Source organism: Streptomyces sp. NPDC057963 (assembly GCF_042887155.1).
GTDB lineage: Bacteria > Actinomycetota > Actinomycetes > Streptomycetales > Streptomycetaceae > Streptomyces.
Genome location: NZ_JBHVPX010000048.1, coordinates 1 through 19275, shown reverse-complemented (window position 1 = coordinate 19275; position 19275 = coordinate 1). Strand labels below are relative to the sequence as shown.

The 19275-nt window shown below is 72.5% G+C and carries 15 protein-coding genes; 8 read left to right on the top strand and 7 right to left on the bottom strand.

Going from position 1 to position 19275, the window contains the following annotated elements:
* From ACFVT1_RS40255 to ACFVT1_RS40235, 5 genes are all read right to left on the bottom strand, one after another.
* A complete protein-coding gene (locus ACFVT1_RS40255) occupies window positions 1-912 on the bottom strand; it encodes a carbohydrate ABC transporter permease (protein ID WP_389805582.1) in 912 nt (303 codons plus the stop codon).
* 1 nt (window position 913) lies between these two features.
* Entirely contained in the window at window positions 914-1795 is an 882-nt protein-coding gene (locus ACFVT1_RS40250) for a sugar ABC transporter permease (RefSeq protein WP_362206851.1), read from the bottom strand.
* 79 nt (window positions 1796-1874) lie between these two features.
* Window positions 1875-3212: an ABC transporter substrate-binding protein gene (locus ACFVT1_RS40245; RefSeq protein ID WP_389805580.1), complete on the bottom strand. Its 1338-nt coding sequence runs from the start codon at window positions 3210-3212 to the stop codon at window positions 1875-1877.
* 70 nt (window positions 3213-3282) lie between these two features.
* On the bottom strand, window positions 3283-4506 hold the full coding sequence (locus ACFVT1_RS40240; protein WP_389805577.1) for an ROK family protein: 1224 nt from the start codon (window positions 4504-4506) through the stop codon (window positions 3283-3285).
* A 269-nt stretch (window positions 4507-4775) separates the two neighbouring features.
* Window positions 4776-5843 (bottom strand): mechanosensitive ion channel family protein, encoded by a 1068-nt coding sequence (locus tag ACFVT1_RS40235; RefSeq protein ID WP_389805574.1) that lies wholly within the window; start codon window positions 5841-5843, stop codon window positions 4776-4778.
* Between the two features lie 342 nt (window positions 5844-6185).
* On the opposite strand from ACFVT1_RS40235, the gene ACFVT1_RS40230 reads away from it, so the two are divergent.
* Window positions 6186-6722, top strand: coding sequence for an HNH endonuclease (locus ACFVT1_RS40230; RefSeq protein WP_018552807.1), 537 nt, complete (start codon window positions 6186-6188; stop codon window positions 6720-6722).
* 66 nt (window positions 6723-6788) lie between these two features.
* Here ACFVT1_RS40230 and ACFVT1_RS40225 read toward each other — a convergent pair whose 3' ends face one another.
* Complete coding sequence (locus ACFVT1_RS40225) at window positions 6789-9845, bottom strand: beta-N-acetylglucosaminidase domain-containing protein (RefSeq protein WP_389805572.1); 3057 nt, start codon at window positions 9843-9845, stop codon at window positions 6789-6791.
* Window positions 9846-10162: 317 nt separating this feature from the next.
* On the opposite strand from ACFVT1_RS40225, the gene ACFVT1_RS40220 reads away from it, so the two are divergent.
* The 6 genes from ACFVT1_RS40220 (at window position 10163) to ACFVT1_RS40195 (ending at window position 15908) form a co-directional block, all read left to right on the top strand.
* The gene (locus tag ACFVT1_RS40220) at window positions 10163-10429 is read left to right on the top strand and encodes a hypothetical protein (RefSeq protein ID WP_389805570.1); all 267 of its coding nucleotides are present in this window, start codon (window positions 10163-10165) and stop codon (window positions 10427-10429) included.
* Window positions 10430-12631, top strand: coding sequence for a 4-alpha-glucanotransferase (malQ, locus tag ACFVT1_RS40215; RefSeq protein WP_389805568.1), 2202 nt, complete (start codon window positions 10430-10432; stop codon window positions 12629-12631).
* Window positions 12632-12743: 112 nt separating this feature from the next.
* Complete coding sequence (locus ACFVT1_RS40210; protein WP_362206841.1) at window positions 12744-12974, top strand: hypothetical protein; 231 nt, start codon at window positions 12744-12746, stop codon at window positions 12972-12974.
* 129 nt (window positions 12975-13103) lie between these two features.
* Window positions 13104-14027 carry a LysR family transcriptional regulator gene (locus ACFVT1_RS40205; protein ID WP_389805565.1) on the top strand — a complete coding sequence of 308 codons (924 nt, stop codon included), beginning with the start codon at window positions 13104-13106 and terminating at the stop codon, window positions 14025-14027.
* Window positions 14028-14082: 55 nt separating this feature from the next.
* On the top strand, window positions 14083-15222 hold the full coding sequence (alc, locus tag ACFVT1_RS40200; RefSeq protein WP_389805564.1) for an allantoicase: 1140 nt from the start codon (window positions 14083-14085) through the stop codon (window positions 15220-15222).
* Window positions 15223-15416: 194 nt separating this feature from the next.
* Window positions 15417-15908, top strand: coding sequence for a hypothetical protein (locus ACFVT1_RS40195; protein WP_389805561.1), 492 nt, complete (start codon window positions 15417-15419; stop codon window positions 15906-15908).
* Window positions 15909-16063: 155 nt separating this feature from the next.
* Here ACFVT1_RS40195 and pepN read toward each other — a convergent pair whose 3' ends face one another.
* Window positions 16064-18631, bottom strand: a complete 2568-nt coding sequence (gene pepN / locus ACFVT1_RS40190; RefSeq protein WP_389805559.1) for an aminopeptidase N — start codon at window positions 18629-18631, stop codon at window positions 16064-16066.
* Window positions 18632-18744: 113 nt separating this feature from the next.
* Here pepN and ACFVT1_RS40185 point away from each other — a divergent pair, with 113 nt between their 5' ends.
* Window positions 18745-19245 (top strand): DUF1203 domain-containing protein, encoded by a 501-nt coding sequence (locus ACFVT1_RS40185; protein ID WP_389805556.1) that lies wholly within the window; start codon window positions 18745-18747, stop codon window positions 19243-19245.
* Window positions 19246-19275: the final 30 nt, after the last annotated feature.

The window sequence follows — 19275 nt, the reverse complement described above, 5'->3', positions numbered from 1 at the left end:
TCAGCCCTTTACTCCGGTCAGTGTGACGCCCTCGACAAAAGCCTTCTGGGCGAAGAAGAAGACGAGGATCACGGGGGCCATGACCAGTACGGTCGCGGCCATGGTCAGGTTCCAGTCGGTGTGGTGTGCGCCCTTGAAGGACTCCAGGCCGTAACTGAGGGTCCAGGCGGCCGGGTTCTCCGAGGCGTAGATCTGCGGGCCGAAGTAGTCGTTCCAGGCGTAGAAGAACTGGAAGAGCGCGACGGCGGCGATGCCCGGCCTGGCCATCGGTATGACGACCCGCATCAGCGTGCGGAACTCGCCGCAGCCGTCGACCTTCGCCGCGTCGAGGTACTCGTTCGGGATGGTCAGCAGGAACTGCCGCAGCAGGAAGATGGAGAACGCGTCACCGAAGGCCATCGGGATGATCAGCGGCCAGAGCGTGCCGGACAGGTCCAGCTGCTTCGCCCAGAACAGATACATCGGGATGACGACGACCTGCGGCGGCAGCATCATCATCGAGATGACGAGCATCAGCGACAGGTGCCGCCCGCGGAAGCGGAACTTGGCGAGCGCGTACGCCACGGGCAGCGACGACACGACGGTGAGGACGGTGCCGAGCCCCGCGTACAGCAGGGTGTTCCGCCACCAGGTCAGGAAGCCCGGGGTGTCGAACACCTTCTTGTAGTTGCTCCACTCGAAGGGGTGCGGCCACAGATCGCGGGTCAGCGCCTGCTGGTCGCTCATCAGCGAGGTGAGGAGCAGGAAGACGAACGGCAGCACGAAGAAGAGCGCGGCCGCGACGCCGAGCGCGTGCACGGCGATCCAGTTCAGCAGCGCCTTGCGGCGTGCCGTGCGGGCGGCCGGGGTGGCCGGGGTGGCCGGTTCGGCCGCCCCGTCGGCCGTCTTGAGGGTGTCGAGAGCCTGCGCCACGTCACTCACCTGCCTGGATCAGCCCGCTGCGGCGCCGCATCAGCAGTGCGGTGAACGCCATGGCGAGTACGAAGAGGACGAGCGCGACCACGCAGGCGGAGCCGTAGTCGAAGCGCTGGAAGCCGAGGTTGTAGACGAGCTGCGGAAGCGTCAGTGTCGACTTGTCGGGATAGCCCGGTTCGAACTGCTGCCCGGAGCCGCCCATCACCCCCGAGGCGACCTTCCCCGCCACGAGTGGCTGGGTGTAGTACTGCATCGTCTGGATGATCCCGGTGACCACGGCGAACATCACGATCGGCGAGATGTTCGGCAGGGTGACGAAGCGGAACCGCTGGAACGCGGACGCCCCGTCCAGCTCCGCCGCCTCGTACTGCTCCTTCGGTACGTCGAGCAGCGCGGCCATGAAGATCACCATCAGGTCGCCCACCCCCCACACCGCGAGCGCGGTCAGCGCCGGCTTGGACCAGGCGGCGTCGGTGAACCAGCCCGGCGTGGGCAGCCCCAGATCGCCGAGGATCGAATTGACCGGCCCCGTACCCGGGTTGAGCAGGAAGACGAAGCCGAGGGTCGCCGCGACCGGCGGGGCCAGGTACGGCAGGTAGAACAGGGTGCGGAAGACCCCGGTACCCGTCTTGATCCTGGTGATCAGCAGCCCGACGCCGAGGCCGAACACCACCCGGCAGGTCACCATGACCACGACCAGCCAGAGCGTGTTGCGCAGCGCGGGCCAGAACAGCGGGTAGTCGTTGAAGACGAACGACCAGTTCTTCAGCCCGCTGAATTCCGGGGCCGCGAAACCGTCGTAGCTGGTGAAGGAGAAATAGAGCGTGGAGATCAGCGGGTAGGCGAAGAAGACGCAGAACCCGATCAGCCACGGCGACATGAAGGCCGCCGTGCGAAGCGCCGACCGGCGGCGCTTCGCACGGAGTGTGTACGTGCCCGTACGCATGCTCATCGCGGTGCTACTTCGCCTGTGCGATCGCTGCGTCGATCTCTTCGGCGGTCTTCTTCAGACCCGCCTCGATGTCCGTCTGCTTGCCCTTCTCGATGTCGAATCCGAGGTTCTGCAGGGACACCAGGTACGCGCCGCCGTTCACCGAGGGCGGGGTGGTGGTGCTCTCCGGGTCCGCGGCGATGTCCAGGAACGTCTTGAACCGCGGGTCGAGCTTCAGCTTCGGCGACTTCAGCGCGGCCAGCGTGGAGGGCACGTTGTGGATCGCGTTGGCGAAGCCCACCACCGCGTCGGTGTCGGTCGTCATGAACTTCACCAGCTCCCAGGCCGCGTTCTGCTTCTGCGAGGTGGCGGCGATCCCGGCGACGGTGCCGGTCAGATAGCCCTTGCCGTAGCTGCCGGCCTCGTCGTCGGCGACGGGCATCGGGGCCACCCCGATCTCGAACCCCGGCTTGGTCTCCTCGGCCATCCCGAGCCGCCACTCGCCGTCCAGCTGCATGGCCACCTGGCCGGTGTGGAACGGGTGCTTGGCGCCCCACTCGTCACCGAACGACGTGCGGAACCTCTCCAGCTTCTCGTAGCCGCCCAGGTCGTCGACCAGCTTCTTCTGGGTGGTGAGCATGGCGGCGAACGCCGGGTCCCGGGCGATGTTCGACTTGCCGTCCGCGTCGAAGTACTTCGGGTTCCAGCCGCCGAGGTAGTGCTCGGTCGTCGTCTCGTAGCCGTGGTAGTTCGGCATGAAACCGAGCTGCTCGTACGAGTCGCCCTTGGCCTTCGTCAGCTTCTTGGCGTCCGCGGCCAGTTCCGACCACGTCTGCGGCGGACGGGAGATGCCGGCGTCCTCGAACGCGTCCTTGTTGTAGTAGAGGCCGTACGCGTCACCGAGCAGCGGCACGGTGCAGCGCACACCGTCGAACTGCGTGTACTCGTTCATCGCCTTGGGGAAGGTCTTGTCCGCGTCGATCCCGTCCTTCTTCAGGAAGGGGTTCAGATCGACGAACGCCTTCGACGAACAGAACTTGCCGACATTGTTCGTGGTGAACGACGAAACGACGTCCGGGGCCTTCGAACCGCCCGCCCGCAGCGCCTGGTTGACCTTGTCGTCGGTCATGTTGCCGACGACCTTCACATGGATGTTGGGGTGCGCCTTCTCGAAGGCGTCGACCGTGTCCTGGATTCCCTTGACCTCGTTCGGGGCGCTCCAGCCGTGCCAGAAGTTGATGGTCGTGTCCTTGGACGCGTCATCACTGGCACCGGAGTTGCTCTGCCCCGTACAGGCGGACGCGAACAGCGACATCGCGGCGGTCGCGGCGAGCGCGGCGGCCGTCTTACGGCGGTTTCCGGACATGGCGGTGACTCCCGGTGAAGGATGGGGACGGAGAGGGGCGAGGGGCGGGGCCGAGGGGAGGGACAAGGGGTCAGCGCGACGTGTCGAAGACTTCGTCACGGGTGGTGGCGAGTGCGCTCTCCAGGGCGCCGCGCAGGACGGGGCGGTACGTGACGGCACCGGCGATCAGCCGGGGCCGGGAGGCCGCCAGTTCGGTGAGCTCGGACGCCACCCGGCAGCGCAGCGGCTCCCCGCCGGCCGCGATCACCTCGCCGGACAGCACGACGACTTCCGGGTCGAGCACGGCGACCATGGAGGCGAGACCGGTCGCGAGGCCGGTGGCGAACAGATCGAGGAGCCGGGGGTACGGGCCGTCCTCGCCCGCCTCCGCGGCCTCGGCGGCGCGGGCGAGCAGCCGGGCGGCGACCTCGTGGTGGGTACCGGGGGCGCGGATCAGCTCGTCGTCGATGCCGAGCTCCCGGCCCAGCCGGGCCAGCACCTGCGCACCCGCCAGCTCCTGGAAGCCGCCCGCGTTCACCTTGGTGACCTGACGGACCAGCGGGGCGCCCGGCACCGGCAGGAAACCGACCTCGCCGGCGCCGCCGGTGAAGCCGCGGTGCAGCCGTCCGTTGATGACGAGGGCGGCACCGAGCCCCTCCTCGTTCCACAGCAGGACGAAGTCGTCGTGCCCGCGCGCCGCGCCGAGCCGCTGTTCGGCCACCGCGACCAGGTTCACGTCGTTCTCGTACTCGACCGGCATCGGCAGAAAGGCGGCCAGCTCGTCCAGCAGTGCGGGGGAGTGCCAGCCGGGAAGGTGCGAGGCGTACCGCAGCCGCCCGGTGCCCGGGTCGAAGGCGCCCGGGGTGCCGATGACGACCCGGTGCACGTCGGTGCGGGTGAGTCCGGCGTCCTTGACCGCCCCGTCCAGCGCCTCCGCCACCTGCCGCACCACGCTGTCGGCGCGCCGCCCCGGGGTGCGCAGTTCGAACTCCCCGACCGTCTCACCGGTCACATCGGCGACGGCGGCGACGATCCGGCGGGCGTTCACGTCCAGCCCCGCGACATGGGCGGCCCGCGCGTTCACCGCGTACAGCTGGGCGTTGGGCCCCGGCCGCCCCGCCACGGTCCCGGTGGCGACGACCAGCCCGGCCGCCTCCAGCCGTGCGAGGAGCTGCGAAGCGGTGGGCTTGGAGAGGCCCGTCAGATTCCCGATCCTGGTCCGGGAGAGGGGCCCGTGCTCCAGCAGCAGATCGAGGGCGGCCCGGTCGTTCATGGCCCGCAGAACGCGGGGGGTACCCGGTGTGTTTCCGGCCATGAGCACTGCACCTGCCCTCTGTTAGGAAAGTTTCCTATTCGGTGAAAGGACGGTATGCGCACGTCACCGGAGCGTCAATGGGCAGTGCCCCGGTGGCAACCAAAGCGTTACCTGGGCGCTTCCGGAATGCGCGGGTCCTTTGCGGCGCCTTCCCAATCAGGCCGGGGCCGAACCGAGTTGGGACCGCACCGGACCGCTTGCCGGCACATGGGCGAGGGGCGCCCCGCGGACTTCGCGGGGCGCCCCTCGCCCATCCGGAGCAGCCGGTCCTACTTCGCCATGTTCGGCGGCGGGGGGATGGGCGTCGCGGCCAGCGACTGCGGGGAGGTCGCCGACGCGTACGCGGACGGGGCGGCCATGGCGGCCGTCGGGTCGGCCGCGGACGGCTCGTCCGCCGGGGCCGGGGCGCCGCCGGCCATCCGTATGCCCGCCTCGTCGAACGCCTGCTTGATCCGCCAGCGCAGCTCGCGCTCCACGCCCAGCGCCTTGCCCGGCATCGTCTTGACGGCCAGCCGGACCGTCATCGAGTCCAGCAGCACGGCGTCCAGGCCCAGGACCTCCACGGGGCCCCACAGGCGCTCGTTCCACGGGTCCTCCTTGGCCATCGCGGCGGCGGCCTCGGTGATCACCGTACGGACCCTGTCCAGGTCCTCCGTGGGGCGCACCGCCACGTCGACGCCGGCCGTGGACCAGCCCTGGCTCAGGTTGCCGATCCGCTTCACCTCGCCGTTGCGGACGTACCAGATCTCGCCGTTGTCGCCGCGCAGCTTGGTGACCCGCAGGCCGACCTCGATGACCTCGCCGGAGGCGACGCCCGCGTCGACGGTGTCGCCCACGCCGTACTGGTCCTCCAGGATCATGAAGACGCCGGAGAGGAAGTCGGTGACCAGATTGCGCGCACCGAAACCGAGCGCCACACCGGCGACCCCGGCGGAGGCCAGCAGCGGGGCCAGGTTGATCTGGAACGCGCCCAGGATCATCAGGGCGGCCGTGCCGAGGATCAGGAACGACGCGACCGAGCGGAGCACGGAACCGATCGCCTCGGAGCGCTGGCGGCGGCGTTCCGCGTTGACCAGCAGCCCGCCCAGCGCGGTGCCCTCCACCGCCTGGGCGCTGCGGTTCATCCGGTCGATGAGCTTGGTGAGAGCACGACGGATCGCGATGCGCAACACGATCGCGATCGCGGCGATGAGCACGATGCGCAGACCGGTGTTCAGCCAGGTGGACCAGTTCTCCTCCACCCAGCCCGCGGCGTTGCCGGCCTGCTCGGCGGCCTCGTCCAGCGAGCTACCGGGCCCGGGTGACGGAGCTGCGGCCAACAGGGCGGACGGGAACACGGTGGAACCTCCAGGTGGGCGACGGCAGACCAACCACACTAACGGGGTATCGGAGGTGTTCCGTTGCCGTGAGCGGAGGGAGAGACACGTCTCACGAGGGGCGCGGCGGCGGCGTGTGGCCGATCGCACATCGGGCCCCGGCCGCCGCGGCGGCGGCCCCGAAGCGCCGGTTCCGCCCTGTGCCGCCGGGGCCGGCGACGGGAGGGCGGCCGGGTGCGCGGAGAAAATCCTCCCGGGCCGTTACCCGCACGTGGTGGCGCTCCGACCAGGCGTGAGGAGAGACTGAGATCGGATCGTCCCGGCGCGAGCCACGCGCCGCCGGCGTACAAGGAGGCATCCACCGTGCCGCATGTCCTGGTTCTCAACGCGTCGTACGAGCCGCTCGGCGTCGTACCGCTCCGCCGCGCTCTCGTCCTCGTGCTCGAAAACAAGGCCATCTGTCTTGAGGAGTCGGGCGCCTTCATGCACAGTGCCACCCGGGCCGTCCCGGCCCCCAGCGTCGTCCGCCTGAAGCGGTTCGTACGGGTTCCCTACCGGGGGCCCGTACCGCTGACCCGCAGGGCGCTCTTCGCCCGGGACGGGGGGCGCTGCATGTACTGCGGCGCCGCCGCGACCAGCGTCGACCACGTCATTCCGCGCAGCCGCGGCGGACAGCACGCCTGGGACAACGTGGTGGCGGCCTGCCGCCGCTGCAACCACGTCAAGGCGGACCGCCACCTGCCGGAGCTCGGCTGGCGGCTGCACCAGCAGCCCGCCCCGCCGACGGGCCTGGCCTGGCGCATCATCGGGACGGGACACCGCGACCCGCGCTGGTTGCCGTACTTGCAACCGTTCGGCGCGGACGACGCGATGGCCCGGATCGACGGCATCTCAGCCTGAGAGATCCGGGCCTCTGTCGTCCCCGGGGCCCGACGGCGGCCTCCGGGGGCGGCGGGGGCCGCCGCGCTACTCCGTCGCGGCGACGGCGTACGCCTGGACCGACCGGAGCGAGTAGCCGAACCCGGTCGCCCGGACATCGCCCTGGATCCTGAGATAGCGGGCGCCCTTCGCGTCCATCCGGACCGACTCGCGCCCGCCCCTGCCGTCCCGTACGGTCGCCGCCGTGCGCCAGCTGCGGCCGTCGGCGGAGACCTGGACGCGGTAGCGGGAGGCGTAGGCGTCCTGCCAGTGCAGCACCACCCGGCCGATCCGGGCCGGCCGCGGCAGTTCCGCCTGCCACCAGGCGCCGTCCTCGACCGGTGAGGACCAGCGGGTCTCCGGGTCGCCGTCGGCGGCGGCTGCCGCCGGGAAGTCCGGGGTCTCGTCGCCGGACGAGGAGGCGGTGGCGGTACGCACCAGGTCGGGGCCCGCGGTGCGCGGGTACGCCCGGACGGTGAGCGTGCTGCTCTCGTCGCCGAAGCTGAACGGCACCTCGTACTCGCCGGCCGGGGTGCCCGCGGGGACCGTGATCTCGACGGGGACCTCGGTACCGGAACCGCGCGGCACCCGGGTCTGCTTCGGGACGCGCACCTCGATGCCCTCAGGGGCCCGTGCGGTGAGCGCTCCCCGCACCTCCGCGGGGCGCCGGGCGGCCAGCCGTGCCGCGACCCGCTGCGGTCCGCCGCCGATCTCCGCGTCCGTCTCGCCGCGTGCGAGATCGAGCCGGGCGGCGGGCTCGTCGCCGAACCACGGCACGAGCGCGCGCACCCGCAAGGACCGGTCCGGCGCGCTTGCGGAGGCACCGCCTCCGGTGCCGCCGCCCAGGCGGTTCACCGCCCGGTTCTCCGGGACGATGGGCGGCAGCGTGCCCGTGATCACCGGGGGCGTGGACGGAGCTCCGGCGGGCCAGACGATTCGGATCGCGTCGGCCCGCAGCCCCCCGGCCGGAGTCTGGGTCCAGCCGGTCGCCGACACCGGGCCGAGGCCGCGCCAGCCCTCACCGGGCACATGGGCCTCCAGCACCGCACCGGCCACCGGTCCGCCGCCGGGCACGGTCATCGCCGTCACGGCCTCCACCGGACGGGACCGGTCCAGCCGGACCGTATGGCTGCCCACGGCCCCGGTCACCGTACCGGCGTCGCGGTCCGCACCCGTCCAGGCGTCCGCCTCCCGGCGCACCCGGTCCAGGAACGGGCCGAGGACGCCCTTGCCGACCGTCGCACCGCTCGCCTTCGCGGCCTCGCGCACCGGCTCCAGCGCCAGCGACGCCTGCCACGCGGCGGCGCCGTCGCCGCGCGACTGGGCACGCAGCAGATCGACGGCCAGCTCGCCCGCCCGGCCGTACCGGGACAACTGCTCGGACCACGGCCGCACTTCGTCGTCGAGACGGCCGTCGGCCAGGTCCTTCAGCCGCTGCGGGGTCTCCCGCATCACGGTGAACGCCTTCCGCAGCCTGCGTGCCGCATCGGCCTGTGCCGTGGCGTCGGCCGTCGCGCGGGACGTCCAGAACGCGTCCAGCAGCGGCCGCAGGTACGCCGACTCGTCACCGCCCAGCACCGACGTCGCGCTGTTCCCGGCCAGGGCGCGCAGCGCGTCCCCGGTGCGGGCGTCGCCGCCCGCCAGATCGTCGATCGCCGCCTGCCAGGACTCCTGCGGCCGGTAGCCCTCGGGGTTCCACGCGAAGTCGGCGGCGGTGAACAGCGGTATGCGGGACGCGGACGGCTGCTCCATCGCGTTGGCGAGCAGCGCCGCGGAACCGGTGGCCACCGCCGGGTCCCGGCCGGTGTACGGGCCGAGGAAGATACGGTCCTGCGCGTAGTCGTTGACCGGGTAGTTGTCCATCGTGACCAGCGGATGCCGGAACGCGGCCCGCGCACCGGCCAGTTCCCCGCCGGTGATGGTCCTCGGTACGACCCCGACCCCGGTCCAGGCGATCTGGACCCGGTCGTCCAGCTCCCCGGCGAGCGCCGTGCGGTACTCCGTCGCCCCGTCCTGGTAGAACTCCGTCGGCATCACCGACAGCGGCTCCGCGCCCGGATGGCGCTCCGCGAGATGCCGCGCCACCTCGCCGGCCACCCGCGCCTGCGCCCTGGCCGCCGCCTCGGGGCCGCTGCCGAAGGTGTCGGCGTCGCTGTCGCAGTGCCACTCGCTGTAGCTGACGTCCTGGAACTGGAGCTGGAAGACCCGCACTCCCAGCGCCCACATCGCGTCGAGCTTCCTCGTCAGCGCCTTCACGTCGTTCTGCGACGACATGCACATGGCCTGGCCGGGGGCGACGGCCCAGCCGAGCGTCACATGCTCGGCGCGGGCCCGCTCGGCCAGCGCCCGGAAGCCGTCGCGCCGGCCGGCGGGGTACGGGTCGCGCCAACGGGCCTGCCGGTACGGGTCGTCGCCCGCCGCGTACAGATACCTGTTCTGCTTCGTACGCCCCATGAAGCCGATCTGCGCCAGCCGTTCCGCCCGGGTCCACGGCTGCCCGTAGAAGCCCTCGGTCGTCCCGCGTACGGCGGTCGCCGGCCAGTCCCTGACGGTGACCCCGGCGACACTTTTGTCCCGGATCAGCTGACGCAGCGTCTGCACGCCGTGGAAGAGGCCGTCCTCACCGGCGCCGTCCACGGCCACGGTGTCCCGGCCCGCGACTCGGCCGACGGCGATCCGGTAGCCGCCGGAGGGCAGCTCGCCGCGGGCGGGGGCGCGCAGTGTCCGCAGGGCGTCCCGGGCGCCTTCGCCGCCGAGCCGGACGACGGGGCCGCGGCCCGGCAGCGCCTCGTGGACGGTCCGCACACCCGCGTCCCGCAGGATCTGCCGGAGCGCGTCGACGGCGTACGGATCGGCGTGCGGGTCGGCCACGAGGGTGACCCCGGCGGAGGCGGAGAGCGCCACGGACGGCCCGGACGCCTTGATGGACCGGGGGCGCGGCCACACGGCCGGCACGGCGGCGCGGTCCGCGCGGTCGGCGGCGCCGGCGGCGGGGGAGCCGGACACCGAAGGAGCCGCGACGGCGACCGGGGCAGCCGCGGAGAGCAGCCCGCCGAGCACGGCGACCGCGACGGCCGTTGCCCGCTTTCCGCGCCTGAGCCGCATCGCTCTTCTCCCTCGCTCCGCGCTCCGCCGATGGGCTCCGAGCCCACCACCCGCGCGCGAGGGTGTCAATGCGTGGGGTTGTTGTGCCGCAAATGCCCGGTGCGGCAGGTGAGGTGAGGGGTGGTCGGCCACCGACGGGTGACGCCAAAGATCACGTCGAATGGCCGAATACGGCGGACGACTTGCGGAGAAACGGCCTTCGGGGAACGGAATGTGACCCGGAGCACGTTGAACTCGTTGTGACAACGCCTACGTCTGCGGTCGAGTCCGCTGGGTAGGCCTGCTGTGTCCTGTTCCGCCACGGCCAGGAGGCCACCATGCCCGCTCCCGCGCAGCTCATGCTCTCCGCCCTCCCCGAACAGGCATCCGCGCCCGCCGCGCCGCCCGCCGCGCTCCCGGCTCCCGCACCCGGTCCGCTGACGAGCGAGCCGCCGCTCGCCGATGCGATACCCCTCACCAGCGAGCCGCCGCTCGCCGACGCCACGCCACTGACCAGCGAACCCCCGCTCGCCGCCCACGCCCCGCTGACCAGCGAGCCGGCCGCCTCCGGCGCCGGGTGGGGCATGGAGTCCCCAGGAGTCTGAATGGGCTTGTCCCGGCTCGCCGCACTGCACGGCGTCGCCACCTCCTACGCCCCGTCCGCCGACCTCACGGTGCCCGTCCCCGACGGCACGGTCGTCGCCGTGCTCGCCGCGCTCGGTGTGGACGCCACCACGCCCCAAGCGGTACGGGAATCGCTCGCCGCCGCCGAGTCCTCGGCCCGCTCCCGGCTGCTCCCGCCGACGCTGGCGGCGTGGACCGGGGAGCCGCTGCCCCCGGCACTGACCGCCCTGCCGCCCGGCACCACGCTCGACATCGGACTGGAGGACGCCGGATCGCCCGCGCACCCGCGGATGCGCGTCCCGGCCGTCTCGGAGCGGGGCGCGGCCGGCGGGGCCACGGGCGCGAGTACACGTGCGGGTGCGGGTGCGAGTGCGGAGGTGTGCGCGGACGAGGGTGCGGGAGGCGGCGCCGTGACGGCCGGGCCCCCGGCCCCCGCCTGGTGGGTCGAACCACCGCCCGGTGTGCACCGGCTGACCGTACGCGGGCCGGGCGGCCGGAGCGCGAGCTGCACGCTCGTCGTCTCCCCGCCCCACCTGCCCCGGCCGCCCGCCCGCAGCCACGGCTTCCTCGTCCAGCTCTACTCCCTGCTCTCCGCCCGCTCCTGGGGCATGGGCGACCTCGGGGACCTCGCCGACCTGGCCGCCTGGTCCGGGCGGACCCTCGGCGCCGGATTCGTCCAGGTCAACCCGCTCCACGCGGCCGTGCTCGGCAGCCCCACCGACCCCTCCCCGTACCGCCCCTCCTCGCGGCGCTTCCCCGACCCCGTCCATCTGCACGTCGAGTCCGTCCCCGAGTACGGGCACGTGGCGGACCGGGCCACCCTCGACGATCTGCGGCAGGACGCGGCGACGCTCAGCGACACCGTCCTGAACAAGGGCGCCCTGATCGACCGGGACGCCGTCTGGGAACTCAAGCGCCAGGCCCTCGAACTCGTCCGGGACGTACCCCTCACCCCGGGCCGCCGCGCCGCCTACTGCGACTTCCTGGCCGAGCAGGGGCAGGCCCTGGAGGACCACGCCCTGTGGTGCGCCCTCGCCGAGGTGCACGGCTCCGACTGGCACACCTGGCCGGCCGCGCTCCGCGACCCCCGCTCCGAGGAGACCGCCCGCGCCCGCCGCGAACTGCTGGACCGGGTCGACTTCCACTGCCGCCTCGCCTGGCTGACCGACAGCCAGCTCGCCGCCGCCCAGCGCGCCGCCCTGGACGCAGGGATGGCCGTCGGCATCGTCCACGACCTCGCCGTCGGCGTGCACCCCGGCGGCGCCGACACCTGGGCCCAGCAGGACGCCTTCGCGCACGGCATGTCCGTCGGTGCGCCCCCGGACGCCTTCAACGCCCGCGGCCAGGACTGGGGCCTGCCCCCGTGGCGCCCCGACGCCCTCGCCGCGTCCGGCTACGCCCCGTACCGCGGACTGCTGCGCGGGCTCCTCGCCCACGCGGGCGCCCTGCGCATCGACCACGTCATGGGTCTGTTCCGGCTCTGGTGGGTGCCCGAGGGACGGCCGCCCACCGAGGGCACCTACGTCAGCCACGACGCCGAGGCGATGCTCGCCGTTCTCGTCCTGGAGGCGCACCGGGCGGGCGCGGTCGTCGTGGGGGAGGACCTCGGCACCGTCGAACCCGGGGTCCGCGAGGCGCTGGCCCGGCGCGGCGTGCTCGGCACCTCCGTCCTCTGGTTCGAACGGGACTGGGCCGGCAGCGGCCGCCCGCTGGCCCCCGAGGAGTGGCGCGAGGGCTGCCTGGCCACCGCCACCACGCACGACCTGCCGTCCACCGCCGCCCGGCTGACCGGCGACCACGTGACGCTGCGCCACCGCCTCGGCCTGCTCACCCGCGGCCTGGAGGAGGAGCTGGGGGCGGACGCCACCGACACCGCCGAGTGGCTGGGGCAGCTCTCCCGGCGCGGCCTGCTTCCGGAGGGCGAGGACGACGAGGAGGGCGCCGTCCGCGCCGTGCACCGCTTCCTGCTCCGCACCCCCGCCCGCATGATCGGCGTCTGGCTGCCCGACGCAGTCGGCGACCGCCGCCCGCAGAACCTCCCCGGCACCTGGGACCAGTACCCCAACTGGCGCCTGCCCGTCGCCGACGCGGAGGGCCACCCGGTCACCCTGGAGGAGCTGGCCGCCGCGCCCCGCCTGCACCGGCTGATGGAGGTCTTCGGGCCCCGGGAGGACCACCCGTGAGCCCCTGGGCAGCCCCCGCGGAGTCCCACCGCAGCCCCATCGGAACCCGGTCCGGAGCCCCGTACGGCACCCCGGGCGCGCGCCCGTCGCGGGCGTTCGCTACGTTTGCACTGTGGACAAGAAGAACGCTATGCGCGCCGGCGCCGTCGCGGCCGGAACGACGCTGATGATGCTGCTCATGTCGTCCCCCGCGCTCGCGCTCACCCGCGACGACGGTGACGACCCCGGTCCGGGCCTGAGCGCGATGGAGACCATCGGGCTGTACGTCGTGGCCCCCATCGCCCTGTTCGTGGTCATCGCCGGCCTGGTCATGATCTTCGACAAGTCCAAGAAGCAGGTCTAGCACCCGCGCTCTTCACGCGTGCGCCGCAGGTACCCCGTACCGTGCGGCGCACACGCGTGTCCGGACCCGGAAACCCGGGCCCCGACGCCGTCCCGGACCCCGGTGCCCCGTCCCGGGTAGGTTGCGGCCATGATCGAGTGGGACGTCAAGAAGCTCCGGATCCTGCGCGCCCTGCGTGACCGGGGTACGGTCACGGCGACCGCCGAGGCCCTGCTGATGACCCCGTCCGCGGTCTCGCAGCAGCTGTCCAACCTCGCCAAGCAGCTCGGTGTACCGCTCCTGGAGGCCCAGGGCAGGCGGGTCCGTCTCACCGACGCCGCGCATCTCGTGCTGCGCCACGCCGAGGCCGTCTTCGCCCAGCTGGAGCGCGCCGACGCCGAACTGACCGGCTATCTGCGCGGTGAGGCCGGCCAGGTGCGGATCGCGGCCTTCTCCACGGCGGTGCCCGCCCTCGTCGTCCCCGCGATCCGGCGGCTGCGCGCCGAGCACCGCCCGGGGCCGGACGTGCGGGTGCGGGAGGCGGAGGCCGCGCGGTCCTGTGAACTCCTGGTCGCCGGTGACGCGGACCTCGCCCTGTCCCTCGCCGCGCACGCCCCGACGGCCCGCGACCCCCGGTTCGCCGTGCTGCCCCTGCTGGCGGATCCGCTGGACGTGGCCCTGCCCGCCGGCCACCGCCTCGCCGCGGCGCCCGCCCTCCGGCTCGCGGATCTCTCCGGCGACCCCTGGATCTTCGGCGGTTCGGGCCCCTGGTCGCAGATCACCACCGCCGCGTGCGAGGCCGCCGGGTTCGTACCCGAGCAGGCGCACAGCGCCTCCGGCTGGACGGCGATCCTGGCGATGGTCGAGGCGGGCATGGGAGTTGCCCTGATTCCGCGCATGGCGTCGGCGGAACGGCGCAGCCGGGGCGGCGTGGTGATGCGCGCGCTGGAGGCCGACCAGCCGCGACGGCATGTGGTGGCGGCGGTCCGGCAGGGGGCCGAGCGGGGGCCGGCGGTGGCCCGGGTCCTCGATGCCCTCACCGAAGCGGCCGGATCGTTCACTTCAACTGAATAAACAATGCAAAAACTTTCGATGGACCTCATGGGTTGTCCGTCGCGACAGTGGGCGCATGACCTTCGGACAGAATGAGAACCGGCACGAGGACCCCCACGCCAACGACGCGGCCCCGTACGGCGGTGGCGACCCGTACGCCGACTACCGGACCACCGACCTCCCCTTCACCACCCTCGTCGACCTCGCCGACCGCCGCCTCGGCGCGGGCGTGATCGCCGCCAACGACGAGTTCTTCGCCCAGCGCGAGAACCTCCTCGTCCGGGAGCGCGCGGTCTTCGATCCCGGGCACTTCGGCCACAAGGGCAAGATCATGGACGGCTGGGAGACCCGCCGCCGGCGCGGCGCGGACGCGGCCCACCCCTTCCCGGCCCCCGAGGAGCACGACTGGGCGCTCATCCGCCTCGGCGCGCCCGGCATCATCCGCGGCATCGTCGTGGACACGGCCCACTTCCGCGGCAACTACCCGCAGCGCGTCTCGGTCCAGGCGACGGCGGTGGAGGGCGCGCCCGGCCCCGCCGAACTCCTTGCGGACGACGTGGAGTGGGAGGAGATCGTCCCGCCGACCCCCGTACGCGGCCACGCCGCCAACGGCTTCGAGATCAACGGCGGCCGCCGCTGCACCCATGTCCGGCTCTGCCAGCACCCCGACGGCGGCATCGCCCGCCTCCGCGTCCACGGCGAGGTCGTCCCCGACCCGTCCTGGCTCGCGACGCTCGGCACGTTCGACCTGATCTCGGCCCTGAACGGCGGCGGTTGCGAGGACGCCTCCGACCGCTTCTACTCCTCACCGACCCAGATCATCCTGCCCGGCACCTCCCGCAAGATGGACGACGGCTGGGAGAACCGCCGCCGCCGGGTCCGCGACACGAACGACTGGGTCCGCTTCCGCCTCCCCGCCCAGGGCGCGGTCCGCGCGGTCGAGATCGACACGGCCTGCCTCAAGGGCAACGCGGCCGGCTGGATCGCCCTCCAGGGCCGCGACGGCGAGAGCGGCGAGTGGTTCGAGATCATCCCCCGCACCAGGCTCCAGCCCGACACCCTCCACCGCTTTCCCCTCCGGGCCCGTGCGATCGTCACCCACGTCCGCCTCGACGCCTTCCCGGACGGCGGAGTCGCCCGCATGCGCCTGCACGGCAGCCTGACGGAGAGCGGCGCGGCCGAACTGACCCGGCGCCACGAGGAGTCGGGCGCGTGACCCGGCGCCCCTGACCCCGAACGCCCGTACCTCCGCACCTCCGCACCCCCGTACCGCCTCTCCTTCCGTCACCCCCTTCTGCCCCGCTCGTCGGACGGCTGCGCGATGCGCCCGTCCGACGAGCGGTCTCCACCTCCAAGGGGACCCGGATCTCCCCCTGTTGCGCGGGTGCCCCACGAAGCTACGGTGCCGGCATGGCTGGCGAGAGCAGTACCGGGCCCGAGCGGATAGAGCCCATGGGGCCGATCCTGGCCGTGATCGCGTGCGTCTTCGGTCTGGCGCTCCTCCTCGGCGGAGCGGGCGTGGCCGTGGCCCTGGGAACCCTGGCGGCTTCCGGCGAGGTGACGGGTGTGGAGCTGGCGCTGGTGATCGCGGGCGGCCTGTTCGCGGCATTCGTCGCCTACGTGGGCTTCAGCACGGTGCTCTACAACTGGGATCTGCGGCGCGCAACGATCCGGCTCGAAGCCGACGGGGTCGGGGCGACCGCCGAAGTGATCCGGGTCGGCCCGGAAGACGTGAGCGCGGACGGCACCTCCCGGATGATCTGGGTTCGCATACGCGTCGAGGGACGCGGATTCCCGGCGTTCGAGGCGAGCTGCCTGATGCCCTACGGCGTGGCGGCGGCGACCGTGGGCGCGGAGATCGAGGTCGTGGTCGACCCGGGGGGCGGCACGTTCCGGCTGTGAGCCAGGCAGCCCGGCGAGTCCGGCAGCCCGGCGAGTCCGGCAGCCCGGCGAGTCCGGCAGCCCGGCGAGCCCGGCAGCCCGGCAGCCGGGCGGGGGCAGAAGGAAGAAGGGCGCCTCCCGCGGTCGCGGGAGGCGCCCTTCTCTTCACTCGGCCGTTACGCCGCCGCGTCCGCGGCCTGGGCCTTCAGGGCGCGTTCCACGCCCGCGCGCGACTCGGACATCAGCCGGTGCAGGGCCGCGCTCGGCTTCGCCGAGGACAACCAGGCGTCCGTGGTGTCCAGGGTGGCCTGCGAGACCTGGACGGCCGGGTACAGGCCGACGGCGACCTGCTGCGCCATCTCGTGGCTGCGCGACTCCCAGACGTCCTTGACCGCCGCGAAGAACTTCTCCGTGTACGGGGCGAGCAGCTCGCGCTGGTCGGTCTGGACGAAGCCGGCGATGACGGCTTCCTGGAGGGAGTTCGGCAGCTTGTCGGACTCGACGACCGAGGCCCACGCCTCCGCCTTCGCCTCCTCGGTGGGGCGGGCCGCGCGGGCGGTGGCCGCGTGGCGCTCGCCCGCCGCCGTCTTGTCGCGCTCGTACTCGCCGGCGATCTCGTCCTCGTCGAGCACGCCGGTCGCGGCGAGCCGCTCGACGAACGCCCAGCGCAGCTCCGTGTCGACGGCCAGGCCCTCGACGCTCTCCTTGCCGTCGAGCAGCGACTGCAGCAGGTCGAGCTGCTGCGGGGTGCGGGCCGTGGCCGCGAAGGCGCGGGCCCAGGCCAGCTGGTGGTCGCTGCCCGGCTCCGCCGCCCGCAGGTGCGCGAGCGTGGCCTCGGTCCACTGCGTCAGCCCGGCCTCGCGCCACTGCGGCGCCGCGTACAGGTCCAGCGCCAGCTTCACCTGGCGGTGCAGCGACTGGACGACGCCGATGTCCGACTCCTTGCCGATGCCGGAGAGCACCAGGGCGAGGTAGTCCCGGGTGGCCAGCTCGCCGTCACGGGTCATGTCCCACGCGGAGGCCCAGCACAGGGCACGGGGGAGGGACTCCGTGAAGTCGCCGAGGTGCTCGGTGACGACGCGCAGCGACTCCTCGTCGAGCCGGACCTTCGCGTACGAGAGGTCGTCGTCGTTGAGCAGGACCACGGCCGGCCGGGCGGTGCCGGCCGGGAACGGCACGGCCGTGCGCGCGCCGTCGACGTCCAGCTCGATCCGGTTCGTGCGGACCAGCTTGCCGGAGCTGTCGAGGTCGTAGCAGCCGATCGCGATGCGGTGCGGCCGCAGCGTCGGCTCGCCCTTCGCACCGGCGGGGAGGGCCGGGGCCTCCTGGAGGACGGTGAACGACGTGACGTGGCCGTTCTCGTCCGTGGTGATCTCCGGGCGCAGGATGTTGATGCCCGCCGTCTCCAGCCACGCCTTCGACCAGGTCTTCAGGTCGCGGCCGGAGGTCTCCTCCAGCGCGCCCAGCAGGTCGGACAGGCGGGTGTTGCCGAACGCGTGCGCCTTGAAGTACGCCTGGACGCCCTTGAAGAACTCGTCCATGCCGACGTACGCCACCAGCTGCTTCAGGACCGAGGCGCCCTTGGCGTACGTGATCCCGTCGAAGTTGACCAGCACGTCGTCCAGATCACGGATGTCCGCCATGATCGGGTGGGTGGAGGGCAGCTGGTCCTGGCGGTACGCCCACGTCTTCATGGAGTTGGCGAACGTGGTCCAGGAGTGCGGCCACTTCGAGCCCTCCGCGTACGCCTGGCAGGCGATCGACGTGTACGTGGCGAACGACTCGTTCAGCCACAGGTCGTTCCACCACTCCATGGTGACGAGGTCGCCGAACCACATGTGGGCCAGCTCGTGCAGGATCGTCTCGGCCCGCGTCTCGTACGCCGCGTCCGTCACCTTCGAGCGGAACACGTACTGGTCGCGGATGGTGACCGCGCCCGCGTTCTCCATCGCGCCCGCGTTGAACTCCGGGACGAACAGCTGGTCGTACTTGGCGAACGGGTAGGCGTAGTCGAACTTCTCCTGGAACCAGTCGAAGCCCTGGCGCGTGACGTCGAAGATCGCGTCCGCGTCGAGGTACTCGGCCAGCGACGGACGGCAGTAGATGCCGAGCGGAACGGACTGGCCGTCCTTCTCGTAGCTGCTGTGCACCGCGTGGTACGGGCCGGCGATCAGCGCCGTGATGTACGTCGAGATGCGCGGCGTCGGCTCGAAGGACCAGACGTCGTCCTGCGGCTCGGGCGTCGGCGAGTTCGAAATGACCGTCCAGCCCGCCGGCGCCTTCACGGTGAACCGGAACGTGGCCTTCAGGTCGGGCTGCTCGAAGCTCGCGAAGACGCGGCGCGCGTCCGGCACCTCGAACTGGGTGTAGAGGTACGCCTGCTCGTCGACCGGGTCGACGAAGCGGTGCAGCCCCTCGCCCGTGTTGGTGTACGAGCAGTCGGCGACGACCTTCAGCTCGTTGGAGCCCGCGACCAGGTGCGGGAGCGCGATGCGCGAGTCGCGGAACACGGCCGCGACATCCAACGCCTTGCCGTTCAGCTCGACCTCGTGCACCGCGGGGGCGATCAGGTCGATGAAGGTCTCCGCACCGGCTTCGGCGGAGTCGAAGCGCACGGTGGTCACGGACCGGTAGGTGCCGCCCTCCTGCGCTCCGGAGAGGTCGAGGTCGATCTCGTACGCGTCCACGGTCAGCAGGCGCGCCCGCTCCTGTGCCTCTTCGCGGGTCAGATTGGTGCCAGGCACGCGGTCATCTCCTTGTTGTGCGACGTTTCCGGCCATCCTTCCACGTGACCTGTGCGCAGCGCGATGTCCGTTTTCCGCCGGACCGGGCCTGCGGGGCGGGCCACGCTCGACACATGACCAGTTACGAGGCACGCCCGATCGACCCGGCCACGCTCAAAAAGCTCCGCGACACCGACGACGCGGGCCGTCCCTGCGCTCCGTACACCGCCACCGGAAGCGGCCACCCGCTGCGCTGCTGCCTGCGCGGGAACGAGGCGGGGGAGCGGATCGCCCTTGTCTCGTACGCGCCGCTGCGCCGCTGGGCGTCCGAGACGTGGGCGAGGCCGGGGGCGTACGACGAGCAGGGGCCGGTCTTCATCCACGCCGAGGAGTGCGCGGGGCCCGCGGCCGACCGGGCCGGATACCCGTTCTCCAGGGCGGGAGCGCTGCGTACCGTCCGGCGCTACAACGCCGACGGCCACATCGTCGGCGGCCGGCTGCTGGAGATCCCGGCCGACGAGGAGCGGGGGTACGACGAGGCCTTCGACGAGGCATTCGCCGAACCTGAGGTGGCGCTGGTGCACGTCAGGGCCGTGGAGTACGGCTGCCTGCACTTCGAGGTCCGCCGCCCCTGACGGCCTCCCCGCGGGGAGGCCGTCAGGGGC